The sequence below is a fragment of the Streptococcus mitis genome (assembly GCF_946188685.1).
Taxonomy (GTDB): Bacteria; Bacillota; Bacilli; order Lactobacillales; family Streptococcaceae; genus Streptococcus; species Streptococcus mitis_CC.
This window is the reverse complement of the sequence record NZ_CAMHWH010000008.1, coordinates 1-16,272: the sequence shown is the minus strand read 5'-3', so window position 1 is coordinate 16,272 and position 16,272 is coordinate 1. Positions and strand designations below refer to the sequence as shown.

Genomic DNA, 16,272 nt, shown 5'->3' with positions numbered 1-16,272 from the left:
CTATGAAAAGAATAATTCCAGTTTATATATTCCAACAAGTAAATGTCTTATTGGTATCTCTATACTTACTGAAATTTTTTTGTATCGGTGAGTTAACTATACTACAGATTCTCTATGGTGCGTCACTCATTTCATTTTTATGGATGTATGGTCAACGTAAACAAGCGCATAAAATCGATATGAAATCTAGGATGAAATGGCTTGGTATTGGATTAGCTAGCCTACTGATTATAAGTCTATGTTTTAGCTTAATCCATGCGCAAGGAAGCACGAATCAAGCAAACTTAATTGGCCTACAACATCAGGTTCCTTGGTTTTCATTTTTATTGTTCTTAATCAATGCGAGTATGGTTGAAGAATTTCTGTATCGAGAAATTTTATGGAACTTGGTTAAAAAATTAGATATCAGAATTGCCTTGACAAGTGTTTTATTTGCCTTAGTACATCATCCAGGAACCATTCTAGCTTGGTGTTTATATGTTTCACTTGGGATGTTTTTAGGGATGGTGCGCTATAAATCTGACTTATGGGGAAGTATGGGTTTACATTTGGTGTGGAATCTACTAGTTTATAGTTTGCTGTTTTTTTAAAATAGGTGACCTGATTTATTTAGGTAGCTTCTAAAACTAACTTCCAGTTCCCCACAATCCATCCTCTTTTTTGGACAGTTGCTACAGACAATGGGAGTTACTTTGAGAAGTTACGAATGTTATATATTATTAAAATAAATCCAAAAAACTATTGCATAACAGATAAAAAAATGATATAATTAAAGCGCTTTCGAAAGTAAATATATTAGTGAGGTGAAAACCATGAAAAAATCAGCAATAGTCGTTTTATTAGCTAGTTTGTTATCTATTGGTCTTTTTCAGTCTAGTGTATCTGCTAAAAGCGTTCTTAAAAGTTATCGGTATGATTATAATCCCTACTATGGCTATAGTATGAATTTCCATGGATATAGATATAAGGACATTCCGGAATGGTCTCATTATTACAGCTATTCTGAGTATAAAGTTGGCGGAGGCTGGAACTATGCTCGTTATGAGGTACTAAACCTCTACAGCGGAGGCTATTAATCCTTAAAGAGTGATGAAAAGGAGGGCTGGATATGTTAAGGCTTACTCATGTTACCTTAAAAACGCGACAAGTCATCTTGCAAGATGCGGATTTCACATTTAAAAAGGGTAGGATTTATGGAGTTCTTGCTATCAATGGATCGGGAAAGACGACACTGTTCCGAGCTATGAGCAAGTTGCTTCTCCTTAGTAGTGGACATATCGCAGTTCCTCCTTCTTTATTTTATTATGAGAGCGTTGAATGGCTGGATGGAAACTTAAGTGGGATGGACTACCTTCGTCTTATCAAAAACATCTGGAAGTCAGACCTGAACTTGAGGGATGAAATCGCCTACTGGGAAATGTCTGATTATATCAGCCTTCCCATTCGCAAGTATTCCTTAGGTATGAAGCAACGCTTGGTGATTGCCATGTACTTCCTCAGTCAAGCGAAATGCTGGCTCATGGATGAGATTACAAATGGCTTAGACGAGTATTATCGACAGAAATTTTTTGATAGACTGGCACAAATCAATAGACAAGAACAGCTGGTTCTTTTGAGTTCCCACTACAAAGAGGAGTTAGTGGAGATTTGCGATAGCATGGTAACCATTCATCAGGGGCAGATAGAAGAGGTTCCGTTATGAAATATATTAGCCTATTTTTGTTAAAGAAAGTTTTCAAAAGTCGCTTAAACTGGATTATCTTATTTTTATTTGCATCTGTACTCGGTGTTACCTTTTATTTCAATAGTCAGACTGCAAACTCAGTCAGCTTGGAGACTAGGTTGGATGCCCATCTTGTAGCGAATGAGAGAGCTATCAATGAAAATGAAGCGAAACTCTCTCAAATGTCTGATACCAGCTCGGAAGAATACCAGTTTGCAAAAAGTAATTTAGACTTGCAAAAAAATCTTTTGAAGCGAAAGACAGAAATTCTGACTTTATTAAAAGAAGGGCGCTGGAAAGAAGCCTACTATTTGCAGTGGCAAGATGAAGAGAAGAATTATGAAGTTATGTCAAATGAACCGACTTCTAACTCTGAATTAAAAATGGCGGTTGACCGCCAACGAAAGATTTACCAAGCCCTGTATCCCTTGAACATAAAAGCGCACAATTTAGATTATCCGACCCACGGGATTGATCAGATTGTCTGGATTTTAGAGGTTATCATCCCAAGCTTGTTTGTGATTACTATTATTTTTATGTTGACACAACTGTTCGCAGAAAGATATCAAAATAATCTCGATACAGCTCAGTTATATCCTTTTTCAAAAGTGACATTTGCCATGTCGTCTCTTGGAGTTGGGATGAGTTATGTAACCGTGCTGTTTATCGGAATCTGTGGATTTTCTTTTTTAGCGGGAAGTCTGATAAGTGGTTTTGGACAGTTAGATTATCCCTACCCAATCTATAGCTTAACGAATCAAGAGGTAACTATTGGAAAAATACAGGATGTGTTATTTCCTAGCTTGCTCTTAGCTTTCTTAGCCTTTATCGTCATTGTGGAAGTCGTCTACTTGATTGCTTATTTTTTCAAGCAAAAAATGCCTGTTCTCTTCCTTTCCCTCATTGGGATTGTTGGCTTATTGTTTGGTATCCAAACGATCCAGCCTCTTCAGAGTATTGCACATCTGATTCCCTTTACTTACTTGCGTTCAGTAGAGATTTTATCTGGAAGATTGCCTAAGCAAATTGATAATGTCAATCTAAATTGGAGCATGGGGATGGTCTTACTTATTTGCTTGATTATCCTTTTGTTAGTGGGGATTCTATTTATCGAAAGATGGGGAAGTTCACGTAAAAAGGAAGTTTTTAATAGGTCTTAGTATTCCTATAGGGAAGGTGAGGAAAAAACTAACAGAGTGAGGGAACCAACTAGGTTCTCTCTTTTTGATGCGGACATCAAGAAGAAAACGCCAAATTTCAAGTTCAAGTTAGCAACCAAGAAGAAATTCTCTAGGAGACTTGTAGTGCAAGAATTTTTTAGGATAGTTATTAATCCAATTTTCGATGAATGCGACTTCTTTGGGAGTCGTTTTCTTAGTTTCCTGAAGTATGGGGCTACATTTGGTGTGGAACCTATCAGTCTATATCTTATTTTTTCTTTAATAATAGCTGGTCTGTCTTACGTATGGATTGATTTTGAAATAAATAAACTAAATGAATTGATTTTAAAGAAATAAAATGCTAACATATATAGAAGATGTTAGCATTTTATTTCTAAGAAAGGAGAATGATATGGTTGATAAAAGAGAGAAACTGATGAACTCTTTCAATCAGTATGGTTTTTTAACTTTTAAACAAGTAATGGATGAAAATTTACACTACAAAACCTTATTGAAAATGGTTACAGAAGGAAAAATCGATGCTGATGAAAAAGGCTTATATCGCTTACCTGATATTTATTTAGATGAGTGGTTTGTCCTTCAGTATCGATTTCCAAAGGGAATCTTTTCTTTGGAGACAGCACTTTGGTTACATGGTTTATCTTTGACTATCCCTTTTAACATGACGATGAGTTTTCCTTATGGTACGAATACCAAAAACATTAAGGAAGCAGATATATGTCCTATTATTTTACGTTCTCACTATAGTGAGGGAATTATTGAAATAGAGCGTCTTCCTGGTCAATTTATTAAAGTTTATGAAGTTGAACGAGTTTTGGTCGAGTGTCTAAGACCAGTTCATCAGGTGGATCTTCAAATTATTGCACCAGCATTTAAGAAATATTTTCAACAGAATCAAATTCATTTACACAAATTATTTTATTATGCCCAGTTATTTAAAGTAACTGATAAGTTACAATCTTATACGGAGGTGCTATCTTAATGTTTTCAAATGCGAATAGCTTTAAAGCAAAAATCAAAAATATTTCAAAAGATAAGGGAATTCCAGCTCAACAAGTACAACAACATTATTTAATTGAGCAAGTGTTAAAGCTGATTTCTACTAGTTCTTATAGAGATTCCTTCATTGTAAAAGGAGGGTATCTAATAGGTCAAATGATTGGACTAGATAAGCGAACAACAATGGATTTAGATGTCACTCTGAGGGGAACCGAAATGAGCAGAGAAAATTTGATTCATATATTTGAAGAAATTCTTTGTTCTAAAACTGATGGATTTTCATTTTCAGTAGATAAGCTAGAGCCTATTCGCCAAGATGATGAATATGGAGGATTTTCATTAAAATTAAATGCGGCTTTTGATACATTAAAAGAGGTTGTTTTTATTGATATTACTACTGGTGATAAGATCACACCAAGAGAAATAACTTATTCAATGACTTCTATCTTTACTAATGAAAGCATCAAGATATGGACATATAATCTAGAGACTGTACTTGCTGAAAAGTTAGAAACAATCATCAGTAGGGGATTAGCTTCGACACGCCCACGTGATCGATATGATCTTTTCACCTTGTATAAACTTAGAAAAGAAGAGATTAATCTTGAAGTATTAAAAAATGCACTTGAGAATACGGCAGAAAAACGTAAAAGTAAAGAAATCATTTATAATTGGGAAGAACAAGTGAGAGAAATTGAACTTTCTGATTATCAGAAAGAGCTATGGATTCGTTATCAACGTCAATTTAAGTATGCTAAAGATATCTCATTTGATAACTCTGTTCAGGTTATTAGGGAAATTATGCAACAAATATTTTAGTACAAAAGTAACTCATTCGTAAAGCAGTGAGTTGCTTTTTTTATTCCAACAACCTCAAAATGTGATAAAAATTTCAACTACTCTTATCTATAATAAAGCTACCTGTTCTTTGAAAATTGAATCCACTCCGTCTTGATTAGCGTGCCTGTGTAAGTAGGGACTGAGAGTATTTCCCTGTGAAGGGCAACTGGCACAAGACGTGTGTGAGAATTTTCTAACAGACACGGAGTTTATCGTTACCAGACTTAAACGATGCGACAAACTAGATAAAGGAGTTAATCATGAAGGTAGTAAACTTGTATGATTTGAAACAAATGGGAAATAAAGGTGGTTGTACCATCCAATTGATTCATCACTTTCCTTTTGGTATGGGCTTAGGACATCTCAAAAAAGACTACATTGAATTTAAACGTGTTGGTATCTTTGATGGGAAAGCAGTAGAAGTTACTCTTCGAGAACCTTATTCGAGAGATTTACTGCAGGTTGTCAAGTCGATTAAGCAACGTCAGAAATTGATAGCTTATCGTTATAAAGAAGGAAAGCTGCTATTTGTTAAGAAGGAGGCATCAGATGTCCTCTGAACAACAGGAACGAATGGCAGTTCAATATGTAGAGCGTAGTCTTTTATTTACTGTCAAAAGTCTCTTAAAGATTCTAGAATGGTCTAGACGTCAGGCTTTAGCACAGGATTCCGCCTATAAGATAGGGGTCCAGAAATTAGAAGAATTGCTACAATCTCCTTATTCGATTGATACGATTAATCTGAAAAAAGATTTTTTAGACAAACCAATTGATATAGAGAAATTTAAAGCTTTTTTAGAAAAAGAAGAGATTCCTTTAGCCATCGCTTGGCAAGGGGATTCTCTACATTTCTACACGAAAGACCGTTCGATTCTAGACAATCATTTAGACCATCTGTTAGAAAAAATGGTTAATGATCCGGAGAAATTAGCTGATTTTACCATGGATAAGTCATTAGACGATGCAATTGATGAGGCTAAATCCCAAATTACCTTTGCACAAGAAGGAGCCGTCAAACAGAAAGAGATGGTGAGATGATGTACAGTGGAAAGAAATTCCTACTATTCTCACTGTTAGGTATCTTACTAGGCTATCTTTTTCATCGTTTGACGCTTTTGTATGATTCCTATACTGGAAATACCTTAGATAAATGGACTCATCTTCTGATGGAAGGTCAAGATGAAGTTCTTCAGTCGCCATGGAATGTTTCCTTTACTGGAAAATCAAGTGCTTTTTTTCTACTAGGTTTTGTGATGATGTTACTGGCGTATCTTTATCTAGAGACCGGTAAGAAACAATACCGAGAAGGAGTAGAATACGGTAGTGCTCGTTTTGGAACTCTAAAAGAAAAGAAGCTCTTTTACGGTAAGGAGTTTTCTCATGATACGATCTTAGCCCAAGATGTTCGTCTAACTTTGTTAGATAAAAAGCCACCACAATATGATAGAAATAAGAATATTGCGGTGATTGGAGGTTCAGGAAGTGGGAAGACATTTCGCTTTGTGAAACCCAATCTCATCCAGATGAATAGTTCTAATATAGTAGTGGATCCTAAAGATCACTTAGCTGAGAAAACAGGAAAACTCTTTTTAGAACATGCCTACCAAGTAAAGGTGTTAGATTTAGTCAATATGAATAACTCAGATGGCTTCAATCCTTTTCGCTATATAGAGACAGAAAATGATTTGAATCGCATGCTGACGGTTTATTTCAATAACACCAAAGGCTCTGGCTCTCGTAGTGATCCATTTTGGGATGAAGCTTCTATGACTTTGGTACGAGCTTTAGCCTCCTACTTGGTCGATTTCTATAATCCACCCAAAACAAGAGAACAGCTCATAGAAGAAAGTCGTTTAAGTCAAAAAGAATATCAAAACTTGTTGAAACGTCAAAAAAAAGAAGTGGAAGAGCGAAAAAAACGAGGGCGTTATCCAAGTTTTGCTGAAATCTCAAAACTCATTAAACACTTATCCAAGGGTGAAAACCAAGAAAAAAGTGTCTTAGAAATTCTATTTGAAAATTATGCTAAAAAGTATGGAACTGAAAATTTTACCATGCGAAATTGGGCAGATTTCCAAAATTATAAGGATAAGACTCTGGATTCTGTTATAGCTGTAACCACTGCTAAATTTGCCCTCTTCAATATTCAAAGTGTCATGGATTTGACCAAAAGAGATACCCTTGATATGAAGACATGGGGCAAGGAAAAATCAATGGTTTACTTAGTTATCCCAGATAACGATAGTACCTTTCGCTTTCTTTCAGCCCTCTTTTTTTCAACCGTATTTCAAACCCTAACAAGACAAGCAGATATTGATTTTAAGGGTCAATTACCTCTTCATGTGAGAGTCTACTTAGATGAGTTCGCAAATATCGGAGAAATCCCAGATTTTGCTGAACAAACCTCAACAGTTCGTTCTCGGAATATGAGTCTCGTTCCCATTCTACAAAATATTGCCCAACTTCAAGGGCTCTATAAAGAAAAAGAAGCTTGGAAAACCATTTTGGGGAACTGTGATAGCTTAGTCTACTTAGGTGGTAATGATGAAGATACCTTTAAATTTATGAGTGGGTTACTCGGTAAACAAACCATTGATGTTCGAAATACTAGTCGTTCCTTTGGCCAGACAGGTTCAGGATCCCTTTCTCATCAAAAGATTGCTCGTGATTTAATGACACCTGATGAAGTCGGAAATATGAAACGGCATGAATGCTTGGTTCGAATTGCCAATATGCCAGTCTTTAAAAGCAAAAAATACAATTCCACTAAGCATCCAAACTGGAAGTACCTAGCCAACCAAGAAACCGATGAACGGTGGTGGAACTATCAAATCAATCCTTTGAATCAAAGACAAGAAAATCATCTTGAAGGCCTTAGAATTCGTGATTTAACTTTTGAATCTAGTTTAAAATAAAAATAGAAAAGAGGAAATAGATGATTACGCATTTTAAAGGTTTTGTTTATGGAGTAGACGCAAGTGCCATGTTTGCACAAGCTATGTCTTTGTTACAGAAGGGATTGATTGCGGTTGGTGCCTTTCTCGTTGTTGTGGGGATTGTCAACCTTGCAACCAACATTAAAGATGGTGGACCAGGTGTTCGGAATGCCATTCTGGAAATTGTCGGTGGTGTTATGGTAGGGGCTGCTGGAGCCTTTGTAACTCAAATTTCAATTTAGGAGGATAAACAATGACATGAATCTTAGTTTAGTCTCACCCTTTGTTTACCTTGCATCTGAAAAAATATCAGCTGAAAATTTATTTGAAGGATTTAATGTGGACTTACAATCTACGGTAGATCTGATTAAATCTCTATCTAGCTACAATCCAACAGTATGGACTTATATGTCTAGTATTACTAAAAGTGTCATGCAGCCTCTTGGAGTTGCGATTTTATCAGTTGTTCTCATCCTAGAATTTTCGAAGATGGCAAAGAAAATTGCTAACTCTGGTGGAGCGATGACCTTTGAAGCCTTAGCGCCGATGTTGATTAGTTATATTATGGTCGCAGTTGTAATTACCAACACTACCGTCATTGTAGAAGCTATCATCGGGATTGCGAGTCACGCCATTGAACAAGTGGCCTCGATTGTGGCTCACGGTGGGGCAAAGTATGATACCATCTCTGGATTAAAAGGGTCAGGATTTATTGGCCGCATGATTGTGGGCTTTTTCGCCCTCCTTATCTGGCTAGTTCGGATAGTAAGTGCAGCTATGGTCAATCTTTTGGTATCTATTCGATTTATTCAACTCTACCTTATGATTCCATTTGCCCCTCTTACGATTCCAACATTTTTAAGTGATGAGTGGAAGTCTATTGGTATTGGCTATTTAAAAAATATTATGGTCTATGCGGTACAAGGGGTTCTCATTTTTCTGATTGTTTCTCTTGTTCCTTTGTTTGAATCTGCTGGGAAAATAGCTGTTTCAAATGGTGCAGGAGTCCTGCAATCTCTTGCGATTATGTTTGGTAGTTTAATACAAGCTATCTTACTGATTATTGCCCTCGTTGGTTCTCAACGTACGGCTCGCTCAATCTTAGGTATGTAATTAGATAAAGGCTAGGAAGTGATTGCTTCTTAGCCTTTTTAGAAAGGAAAGTCATGAATACACGTGTCTTTAAAGACATCTCAAAATACCAACACAGGGCTTGGTTAGGCTTCACTACAAGGCAAATCATCTTTGTTTTACCAGCCTTTATTGTCACAATTATTGTTTTGGGTTTGAATCTCTTTTTCTGGCAATTTGGAGATTGGTTTGTTTACGGTTTTGTGTTTGCTTTTACCATCCCCCTCATGCTTTTTGGAGTCTATAAACCCAATGATTTATATTTTGAACATTATTTGAAATACCGTCTTCATTTTGAATTAACGGTTCCCCTACGCACAATTACAGGAAAGAAAGGACCTGAACATGAAAAGAAAATCAAATACATTAAAGAAACAAAAAACTTCAATGACTAATCAGAAAGAAGTAGTTAAAGGAAAAAAAGAGGAAGTGTTACCATCAACGGCTAATACTCTTTCCTATCAAGCCCTGTATCAAAATGGTCTGATGCAGGTGAAAGAAGATTATTTCTCACAAAGCTATTTACTTGGTGATGTCAATTATCAGACCGTTGGTTTGGAAGATAAGGGCGCAATCATTGAGAAGTATTCTGATTTGATTAACTCCCTAGATGACCAAACCAACTTCCAATTGACCATCTTTAATAAAAGATTGAATTTAGAAAAGTTTAGACAGAGTGTTCTGTATGAGGAAAAAGAAGATGGGTATGATACCTATCGTAAAGAACTGAATCGGATGATGAATCAGAATTTAGACAGTGGGGAAAATAACTTTTCAGCTGTGAAACTGATTAGCTTTGGAAGAAAGGATTCTAATCCCAAACAAGCCTATCGTTCCTTGTCCCAAATAGGAGAATATTTCAAGAGTGGTTTCTCAGAAATTGATGCACGATTTGAATCCTTGGCTGGAGAAGAGCGTGTCAACTTGTTGGCAGATATGCTTAGAGGAGAACACCATCTTCCTTTTTCTTACCGTGATTTAACGAGATCTGGTCAGACAACTCGTCACTTCATAGCACCTAATCTCTTGGATTTTAAAAACAAGAATTACCTACAAATCAATGACCGCTTATTGCAGATTGTCTATGTCAGAGACTACGGTATGGAGTTAGGAGATCAGTTTATCAGAGACCTCATGCAAGGAGATTTGGAATTGATTGTGAGCCTCCATGCTCAAAGTTCGACCAAGGCGGATGCTATGAAGAAACTACGAACAAAGAAGACCTTGATGGAATCCCAAAAGATTGGGGAACAACAAAAACTTGCTCGTACAGGTATCTATTTGGAAAAAGTAGGCCATGTTTTAGAAAGCAATATCGATGAAGCTGAGGAACTCTTAAAAACCATGACAGAGACAGGAGATAAACTATTTCAAACAGTCTTTTTGATTGGTGTTTTTGGTCAGGATGAAGAAGAACTTAAACAAGCTCTAGACACGATTCAACAAGTGGCCGGCTCAAATGACCTAATGATTGATAAACTTCCATATATGCAAGAAGCAGCCTTTAATAGTTTGCTGCCATTTGGTTGTGATTTTTTAGAGGGAGTATCACGTAGTTTATTAACATCTAATGTAGCAGTGAACTCTCCATGGACTTCAGTAGATTTACAAGACCGTAGTGGGAAATATTACGGTATCAATCAAATCTCAAGCAATATTATTACCATTGATCGTAGCCTATTAAATACACCGTCTGGTCTGATTTTAGGGACATCTGGAGCTGGAAAAGGTATGGCAACCAAGCATGAAATTATCACGACCAAAATCAAGGAATCTGGCGAAAATACAGAAATTATCATCGTTGATCCAGAAGCGGAGTACAGTGTCATTGGACGGGCTTTTGGTGGAGAAATGATTGATATTGCGCCCGATTCCCAAACTTATCTCAATGTCCTTGACTTGTCTGAGGAAAATATGGATGAGGATCCTGTAAAGGTAAAATCAGAATTTCTTTTATCCTTTATCGGTAAGTTATTGGATAGAAAAATGGATGGGAGAGAAAAATCGATTATCGACCGAGTTACGAGACTCACCTATCAGTCATTTAAAGAGCCTTCTTTGGAAGAATGGGTCTTTGTCTTGAGCCAACAACCAGAAGAAGAAGCGCAGAATTTGGCACTTGATATGGAACTGTATGTCGAAGGTTCTCTTGACATTTTTTCTCATAAGACTAATATTCAGACTGGATCTAATTTCTTGATTTATAACGTTAAAAAGTTAGGGGATGAGCTGAAACAAATCGCTCTTATGGTGATTTTTGATCAGATATGGAATCGTGTCGTTCGGAACCAAAAATTAGGGAAGAAGACCTGGATTTATTTTGATGAAATGCAGCTTCTCTTATTAGATAAATATGCCAGTGATTTCTTCTTTAAATTGTGGAGTCGTGTCAGAAAATATGGAGCCAGTCCGACTGGAATAACTCAAAACGTCGAAACCTTATTGTTAGATCCAAATGGTAGACGGATTATTGCCAATAGTGAATTTATGATTCTCCTCAAACAAGCAAAAAATGACCGAGAAGAACTGGTTCAACTCTTAGGTTTGTCAAAAGAACTCGAAAAATACCTTGTCAATCCAGAAAAAGGGGCAGGACTGATAAAAGCTGGTTCCGTTGTCGTTCCCTTTAAAAATAAGATTCCTCAAGGTACTCAATTGTTTGATATCATGAGTACAGATCCTGATAAAATGGCTTCTAATTAAGGGGAAGGTAAATGAAGGATAAAAGAGAAATCATACGTGCCCGAAAGGCATTTAGAAGAAGTCTAAAAGATGAGAAGAAATTCTTGAAACAAGGAAAGAAGGAGGTGAAGAAACAGAAAAAAGATTCCGCTGTACTGGATGAAAAAGCATGGAAAAAAGAGATAAAAGAAGAGCTAGAGGAGATGAGAGAAGCTTCAAAGGAGAGAGTAAAACAAGCAAATGAAGACTACAATCATATTCTTCAAAATAGTCCTCCATCTCTTTTGAATCGCAAAGAATTAAGAGACAGACGATTGCCTCATGCTAGGAAACGATTGAAAATCGCCAAGAAGCAATTTAGAGAAGCCAAGGTAGAAGCAAAAGAAGAAAGAAAAGAGAGTCGTAAAGAAAGAAAAACCAATCAAAAATTTCTCTACGGTCAGGAATCGAAACATAAATCTAATTTTTTCTTTCAAGGGAAGAGTTTAGAAGAATTAAAAGCTAAGAAAGAAGTCAAGGCCGCAAAAGAAAATTTAAAATCTACTAAACAAGCCTATAAGTCCAAAAAAGTCAGTAGGAAAGCCAAAACTTTTCTTTATGTCCTTGGACGTGAAGGAGGAGAGTTAGCTTCAGAAAATGAAGATTTAGAAGGCTATCGCACACTTCAAGAGACTATAAGAAAAGGGAAACGCTATAGTCGGCTTTCTTATAATATTGGGAAAGCTAGTGTCAAAACAGGACAAGCAACAGGTCGTTTTACCAAGAAAAGACTGACCAACACAAAAGAGCGATACCATCATTTTAAGGCCGGAAAAGGATGGAAACTAGCGAAAGAGAATCCAAGTTCCTTTAAAAATCGGTTTCGAAAATTAAAGAAACAAGGTTTTACAAGTGTTCGAAACATCTATCAAAAACTAAAAGCAGCCTTTTCCTTATTTACATTTGCGGCTGGAAATCCTGCAACATGGATAGTTGGAGGATTAGTCTTTTTTCTCTTACTTATGATGAGCTTCTTTTTAGGATTTTCATCTGCTAGTTTGATTCAACAAGATGAATTTGAATTAACAAAAGCTTATACCCACCTAACTTGGGAAGATGCAGAACATACTCGCACAAATGACAAAGGAATTACCTACTACACAAAAGTTGATGATGTGATGGGGTATATGAACTTTAAATTCCATGACTATGAGTTACACAAACCAGTTCACTTATTTAGTTCAAAAACTTACAAGGATTATCTGTCTACTTTGTGGCATGATTTAAACGATGGGGAAGATTTGAAATCCATGCAAGATCTTTATGAAACTCCTAAGTATAAACTCTCGAAAGACGATCAAGAGGAAATAAAGGAACTAAAAGAAGAGGGTGTGTATGCTTCCATGCAGGAATTGGACAATCCATTTGAGGGGAAAAGCAACGAAGATAGTCTAACCATGACTTATCGTTACGGATACTATGATTTAGACGGGAAACCTACTCTTCAGGAGTATATTCTACTAGAAGCAAATGCTCACCAAACGATTGTCGCACCAATGGATGGAGTTGTATCTCTAGATGGAGACAATGTTATTCTCACTAACGGAAAAGGAGAGAATGAGAGTCGATTGACCTTGTATTCTATTCATAATGGCCGTGCGATTGAGGGAACAAGAGTCCTAACGGGTGATGTTATTGGTGAGACACCAGACGATACAGGTTTGAAAGTTTCCTATCAAAAGTATAAGAACAAGAAAGAAAAATTGGTGTATGTCAATCCGCAATTTTATTTTCCAAAGGTCATTCAACTTCAGACCACTATCTTACCTGCCATTGGTCAGTTTGGTGGGGATGAGTTTGAACGTGCAAAACATATTTATGAGTTTTTGAAATCTCAAGGGGCAAGTCCCCAAGCCATTGCGGCAATTTTAGGAAATTGGTCTGTAGAGTCTTCTATTAATCCTAAACGAGCTGAAGGAGATTATTTATCTCCTCCTGTTGGCGCTACCGATTCCTCATGGGATGATGAAAGCTGGTTAGCGATTGGAGGGCCAGCCATTTATAGTGGTGCTTATCCTAATATTCTTCATAGAGGTTTGGGTTTAGGGCAATGGACAGATACCGCAGATGGATCAACACGTCATACAGCCTTGTTGAATTATGCACGCACCCAAAATAAGAAATGGTATGATTTAGACCTCCAACTTGATTTTATGCTTCATGGGGATAGTCCTTACTATCAAAGTTGGTTAAAGGATTTCTTTAAAAATACGGGCAGTGCAGCCAATCTCGCCCAACTCTTCCTTACCTATTGGGAGGGAAATTCTGGTGACAAACTACTGGAAAGACAAACAAGAGCCACGGAATGGTATTACCAAATTGAAAAAGGCTTTAGCCAAACAAATGGAGGACAGGCAAAGAGTGATCCACAATCCCTTGAAGGTGTTCGTGGGGACTTGTATGATCATTCTGTTCCTGGTGGTGGAGATGGTATGGCCTATGCCTATGGACAATGTACATGGGGTGTTGCGGCTCGTATGAACCAGTTAGGCTTAAAATTAAAAGGTAGAAATGGAGAAAAGATTTCAATCATTAATACCATGGGAAATGGTCAGGACTGGGTTGCGACAGCTTCAAGTCTTGGTGGGGAAACTGGCTCTACACCAAGAGCAGGTGCCATTGTTTCTTTTGTAGGAGGTACACATGGCACACCAGCCATCTACGGTCATGTGGCTTTTGTCGAGAAAGTATATGATGATGGTTCTTTCCTTGTGTCTGAGACCAACTATGGGGGTAATCCTAACTATACCTTTAGAAAAATCTCGCAAGCAGATAGTGCCATTAGTTTTGCTTATACAGTGAAATAAAAGAATCATGTCATCAGTTTAGGTGACATGATTCTTATTTTTTATAAAGTGACATATTTAATGCCATAGGCTGATAAGTTACTTGATGATCGTCTTTAATCAATTGACTGTAAGCAACAAATCCGAACTGTTCATAAAATTGAATGACTTTAGGATGATTGATACTATCTAAAAATACCATCTGAGTTCCTACAATTGCTCGAAATTCTTCAATTTTTTGAATTACAATTTCAAATAACTCTTGTCCTGATAGTTTATTTAGCTTTGTGTTTTTGCCGAATTGACCGATAAGTAACACAGGGAGATAATCAATATTTTTGGGACTTTTACCTTTTAGGACGAGTTCCTTTTTTAAGGATTTCTCTAAATCAGAAATATCAACAACTTTGAGAGATAAACTAAAGAATCCTATGATGTTATTTGTTTCAGTTTCTTCAACGATAAAATTACGAGAACGATGTTGTTTTTCAAAATTGGGAGCTTTATCAGATAGATAAGTCAACATCTCTTCATTACCGTTGAAATCAACATTTTCTAAAATGATAGTTTTAAATAGATCCTGAACTTGTTTCTCAGTTTTATCAGGAGCTAGCACTTGAATATTTTCAAGATATTGCTTAAGTGGTGTTACTTGAATTGTCATCTTACAGATACTTTGAAATGAGTTTATTTTTCGTTGGAGCGGTAGCGTCCTGTGATTCAATAGATTTCAAGACTGCTTGTAGCTTTTTAGATGGTTTATGATTAAGAATTTTTAGAGCATCTTCATTTGTTAGTTTTATATCACGTGTTAAACTGATTGTAGCCATTTGTTCTACCTCCTGTTTCTACTTAAATTCATTATAGCTTATTTTGAACAAAAGTTCAATCTGAAGATAGTGTATGTTTTTTATAGTGTATAAATCCAAAATAAGTTTTTCTCTTGCGTTTGTAGCTCATATTCGTTAGAATAATGGTGTAGATGAATGGTCGGCTCATGGTCAATCTGATAGTAATCTTGGACATAAGGGCCAAGCGGTGGCGGACACCAGAACGAAATCCGATAGCAATCTTGGACGTAAGGGCCAAGCGGTGGCAGACACCAGAATAAACCGACTGACTAGGTGGCTTACAGGTTCTGTAAGTCATCTATTTTTTTTATTGTTACAATAGTTTATTTGAAAAAAATTTTCTGATTTACTTAAAATTAATTGACATATAATAGTTAAAATGTTATTATTGCTCTATAAAGAAATCGGTTTCAAAAAAAGAGAGAGGAGGATTTATTTTGTCGCATTGTTACTCAGGGTGTGCTTTTTTTGAAAGGAAAAATAAAATGAAAACGAAAAAACATAGATTACTCGCTCTAGCTCTTATTTCAAGCTTTACATTAATGGGAGCCGTATCAGCTGCTGTACAATATCCAGATGGAGGAGTATGGACATACGGAGAAGGCTCGGGAGGTGGTTGGGCTTTTTCAAATTACTACCATGGTGACAAATACCATTATTCATCCATCGTGAGCAGATGGGATGGTCATTCTGATAGAGGAGAAGCTCCTGCTGGAAACACCTCCTACGCATGGATTTGGACCAAATGGGGTGAACAAGTAGCATTTTACTATGATTATGACTAATCGTTCATTGATTTAAATCGTTCCCCTTGTAGCTCGTACAAGGGGAATTATTTTTTTATAAGGAGTCTACTATGAAGAAACTATTTATTTGCTTGTCAACTTTTTTTCTCAGCTTCTTCTTTGCTTGGATTATTGTCTTACGTGCGCCACAATATTTATATGCAAGCTATGATTCCGTTTCCTTACTTCGTGTCAAAAAAGATACTCAGGAACCGACGCGTGAGGTATTTGAAAAGGAATTAGAGAATTTTGCAAACTCAGAACAGAGTTTAATAGCTAGAAGAATCGTAGAGCCGAGTAAGGATGGGACGACTCACTT

The 16,272-nt window shown here is 36.6% G+C and carries 18 protein-coding genes and 2 pseudogenes; 16 read left to right on the top strand and 4 right to left on the bottom strand.

Annotated features, from left to right (window positions below):
* The first annotated feature begins 2 nt into the window (after positions 1–2).
* The 4 genes from N8N51_RS07860 to N8N51_RS07845 all read left to right on the top strand — a co-directional run bounded on the left by N8N51_RS07860 (position 3) and on the right by N8N51_RS07845 (position 2,883).
* Positions 3–590 (top strand): CPBP family intramembrane glutamic endopeptidase, encoded by a 588-nt coding sequence (locus tag N8N51_RS07860; protein WP_261103968.1) that lies wholly within the window; start codon positions 3–5, stop codon positions 588–590.
* Between the two features lie 222 nt (positions 591–812).
* Positions 813–1,076 carry a hypothetical protein gene (locus tag N8N51_RS07855; protein ID WP_247933224.1) on the top strand — a complete coding sequence of 88 codons (264 nt, stop codon included), beginning with the start codon at positions 813–815 and terminating at the stop codon, positions 1,074–1,076.
* Positions 1,077–1,108: 32 nt separating this feature from the next.
* On the top strand, positions 1,109–1,702 hold the full coding sequence (locus N8N51_RS07850) for an ATP-binding cassette domain-containing protein (RefSeq protein ID WP_261103966.1): 594 nt from the start codon (positions 1,109–1,111) through the stop codon (positions 1,700–1,702).
* Positions 1,699–2,883, top strand: coding sequence for a hypothetical protein (locus N8N51_RS07845; protein ID WP_261103964.1), 1,185 nt, complete (start codon positions 1,699–1,701; stop codon positions 2,881–2,883). Before N8N51_RS07850 ends, N8N51_RS07845 begins: the two co-directional genes overlap by 4 nt.
* A gap of 108 nt (positions 2,884–2,991) precedes the next feature.
* Here N8N51_RS07845 and N8N51_RS07840 read toward each other — a convergent pair.
* Positions 2,992–3,102 (bottom strand): annotated as a pseudogene (locus N8N51_RS07840) (IS30 family transposase); the annotation flags it as partial.
* A gap of 193 nt (positions 3,103–3,295) precedes the next feature.
* Between N8N51_RS07840 and N8N51_RS07835 the strand changes: the two are divergent.
* The 10 genes from N8N51_RS07835 to N8N51_RS07790 all read left to right on the top strand — a co-directional run bounded on the left by N8N51_RS07835 (position 3,296) and on the right by N8N51_RS07790 (position 14,338).
* A complete protein-coding gene (locus N8N51_RS07835; RefSeq protein WP_261103963.1) occupies positions 3,296–3,886 on the top strand; it encodes a type IV toxin-antitoxin system AbiEi family antitoxin domain-containing protein in 591 nt (196 codons plus the stop codon).
* Complete coding sequence (locus N8N51_RS07830) at positions 3,886–4,722, top strand: nucleotidyl transferase AbiEii/AbiGii toxin family protein (RefSeq protein WP_261103962.1); 837 nt, start codon at positions 3,886–3,888, stop codon at positions 4,720–4,722. Before N8N51_RS07835 ends, N8N51_RS07830 begins: the two co-directional genes overlap by 1 nt.
* Positions 4,723–5,003: 281 nt before the next feature.
* On the top strand, positions 5,004–5,303 hold the full coding sequence (locus N8N51_RS07825; RefSeq protein ID WP_000869753.1) for a hypothetical protein: 300 nt from the start codon (positions 5,004–5,006) through the stop codon (positions 5,301–5,303).
* Positions 5,293–5,781, top strand: coding sequence for a hypothetical protein (locus N8N51_RS07820; RefSeq protein WP_261103961.1), 489 nt, complete (start codon positions 5,293–5,295; stop codon positions 5,779–5,781). Before N8N51_RS07825 ends, N8N51_RS07820 begins: the two co-directional genes overlap by 11 nt.
* Positions 5,781–7,658, top strand: coding sequence for a VirD4-like conjugal transfer protein, CD1115 family (locus N8N51_RS07815; RefSeq protein ID WP_261104007.1), 1,878 nt, complete (start codon positions 5,781–5,783; stop codon positions 7,656–7,658). Before N8N51_RS07820 ends, N8N51_RS07815 begins: the two co-directional genes overlap by 1 nt.
* Before the next feature lie 20 nt (positions 7,659–7,678).
* Positions 7,679–7,921 (top strand): hypothetical protein, encoded by a 243-nt coding sequence (locus N8N51_RS07810; protein WP_000627865.1) that lies wholly within the window; start codon positions 7,679–7,681, stop codon positions 7,919–7,921.
* Positions 7,922–7,937: 16 nt separating this feature from the next.
* A complete protein-coding gene (locus N8N51_RS07805) occupies positions 7,938–8,792 on the top strand; it encodes a VirB6/TrbL-like conjugal transfer protein, CD1112 family (protein ID WP_001054256.1) in 855 nt (284 codons plus the stop codon).
* 53 nt (positions 8,793–8,845) lie between these two features.
* Positions 8,846–9,205, top strand: coding sequence for a PrgI family protein (locus tag N8N51_RS07800; RefSeq protein ID WP_001097589.1), 360 nt, complete (start codon positions 8,846–8,848; stop codon positions 9,203–9,205).
* The gene (locus tag N8N51_RS07795) at positions 9,156–11,513 is read left to right on the top strand and encodes a VirB4-like conjugal transfer ATPase, CD1110 family (protein WP_261103960.1); all 2,358 of its coding nucleotides are present in this window, start codon (positions 9,156–9,158) and stop codon (positions 11,511–11,513) included. Before N8N51_RS07800 ends, N8N51_RS07795 begins: the two co-directional genes overlap by 50 nt.
* Positions 11,514–11,524: 11 nt before the next feature.
* Positions 11,525–14,338 (top strand): phage tail tip lysozyme, encoded by a 2,814-nt coding sequence (locus N8N51_RS07790; protein WP_261103958.1) that lies wholly within the window; start codon positions 11,525–11,527, stop codon positions 14,336–14,338.
* A 34-nt stretch (positions 14,339–14,372) separates the two neighbouring features.
* Here N8N51_RS07790 and N8N51_RS07785 read toward each other — a convergent pair whose 3' ends face one another.
* Genes N8N51_RS07785 through N8N51_RS07775 form a run of 3 tightly spaced genes read right to left on the bottom strand, consistent with a single transcriptional unit; the run spans position 14,373 to position 15,466 of the window.
* The gene (locus N8N51_RS07785; protein ID WP_261103956.1) at positions 14,373–14,981 is read right to left on the bottom strand and encodes a hypothetical protein; all 609 of its coding nucleotides are present in this window, start codon (positions 14,979–14,981) and stop codon (positions 14,373–14,375) included.
* A gap of 1 nt (position 14,982) precedes the next feature.
* Positions 14,983–15,147, bottom strand: coding sequence for a hypothetical protein (locus tag N8N51_RS07780; protein WP_000201399.1), 165 nt, complete (start codon positions 15,145–15,147; stop codon positions 14,983–14,985).
* Between the two features lie 55 nt (positions 15,148–15,202).
* On the bottom strand, positions 15,203–15,466 hold the full coding sequence (locus tag N8N51_RS07775; protein WP_261103954.1) for a hypothetical protein: 264 nt from the start codon (positions 15,464–15,466) through the stop codon (positions 15,203–15,205).
* Positions 15,467–15,653: 187 nt separating this feature from the next.
* On the opposite strand from N8N51_RS07775, the gene N8N51_RS07770 reads away from it, so the two are divergent.
* Both N8N51_RS07770 and N8N51_RS07765 read left to right on the top strand, forming a co-directional pair.
* Complete coding sequence (locus tag N8N51_RS07770) at positions 15,654–15,953, top strand: lactococcin 972 family bacteriocin (RefSeq protein WP_261028829.1); 300 nt, start codon at positions 15,654–15,656, stop codon at positions 15,951–15,953.
* A gap of 71 nt (positions 15,954–16,024) precedes the next feature.
* Positions 16,025–16,272 (top strand): annotated as a pseudogene (locus tag N8N51_RS07765) (bacteriocin-associated integral membrane family protein); the annotation flags it as partial.